This is a genomic window from Pseudomonas floridensis, assembly GCF_002087235.1.
GTDB classification, from domain to species: Bacteria; Pseudomonadota; Gammaproteobacteria; order Pseudomonadales; family Pseudomonadaceae; genus Aquipseudomonas; species Aquipseudomonas floridensis.
Map to the genome: position 1 here is coordinate 1 of NZ_MUIO01000215.1, position 1,361 is coordinate 1,361.

Below are 1,361 nucleotides of genomic sequence, written 5' to 3' on the forward strand. Positions count from 1 at the left end.
GCGCGTCATATGACGCGCCAGCTGCCGTTCTTCATGCAGGCACAAGGGATCGGCCAGCACGGTCGCGATTTCCGGCAGGGGAGAGCGCATGCTGCCCGCTATCGACAACGGCCAGGGCAATTTTTCCCGGCGCCAGACCAGCCGCTCGGGGTCATGCACGGTGGCGGTCAGGGGCAGCCTGGGAAACCGGCGCTGCAAGGCCCGCAAGGCCTGGAATTCGGCCAGCCGACCGCCGCCCAGTTCAGCATGCACCACGTCTATCCCGCTCCAGTCGGCTTGCGCCACGCGCTCGGTCGCTGCGCGGGGATCGTTCCCCACGCCCTGCAAAGGGGTCACGACCTGCAGGCCCAGCTCTTCGAGCGCATGCCTGAGATGGCCCGCGTAGTCGGCGATGCCATTCTGCTCCGGAGGCAGCGGGGCGAGCAAAGCGATACGCATCAGCCACGACTCCCGATACGTTTGAGGAATTTCAGCACGTTCTCCGGCACCTCGAAGCGACGCCGGTTGATGATCACACCGTCGACTTTCTTGAACGCCGTATTAAGGTTATGCAGCGTGTCTTCGAGCATCGGAACCGTGGTGTCCTTGGCGCGCACCACCAGCAGAATCAGGTCGGCATTGCGCAGCAGCACGAAGGCTTCCTGGTTGGTTGACACCCCGGCGGCGTTGATCAGCACGATCTCGCCCGGCCGCGCAGGCGCACGGTTTTCGGTGCGCACCTTATGCCCCTGTTCAGTCAGCAGGGCGGCCAGTCGGTCGATCACGAAGGACACCCCGGCGCCGTCTTTCACCGAGGTGAAGCCCAGTGTCAGGCCGCGCTCATCCACCTGATCCAACGGCAGGATGCCGTACACGCGATGCAGGTTGGAGGTGAGTGCCGCACTGCGATCCTGTGCATGCTCAAGGTCCGGAAGAGTGGTCCAGACCGGTACGCCAAAGGTGCTCTCGATCTTGTCGCCATCGTGGATGCGCTGATCCAGCAGGTAGAAGAAGTACAGCGCCAGCGCACCGACCACCAGGCTCAGCGGCAGGGCCAGCAGTACCATCATCAGGCTTTTCGGGAAGACCCGACTGGGGTTGTAGGTGGCTTCTTCGATGGTCGCGATGTTGCTGATCTGGCTGTTATCCAGCTCACGGTCGATGCGCGCCTTCTCCAGACTGTCGGTGTAGAGCGCATAGCTTTTCTCCGCGGCATCCAGCTCGTTCTGCAGGCGTGACAACTCCGGCTCCAGGTTCAACGCCAACTGGCGATCGGCTTCCAGTTGTGCGATCTGCGTGTTCTGCTGCGCCAGTTGGGTCTGCAAGCGGGCATAGCTGGTCTGCTGGTCGGCATACACGTTCTGCATCCGGTTGTAGATCGG

At 62.8% G+C, this 1,361-nt stretch carries 1 protein-coding gene and 1 pseudogene; both read right to left on the reverse strand.

Annotation, left to right across the window (positions count from 1 at the left end; genetic code table 11):
- A pseudogene (locus tag BZK31_RS28345) lies at positions 1 to 438 on the reverse strand (glycosyl transferase family 1); the annotation flags it as partial.
- The coding region (locus BZK31_RS28350; RefSeq protein ID WP_482822373.1) for a P-loop NTPase family protein at positions 438 to 1,361 on the reverse strand (924 nt) is incomplete at its 5' end. The gene BZK31_RS28350 and the pseudogene BZK31_RS28345, both read right to left, overlap by 1 nt.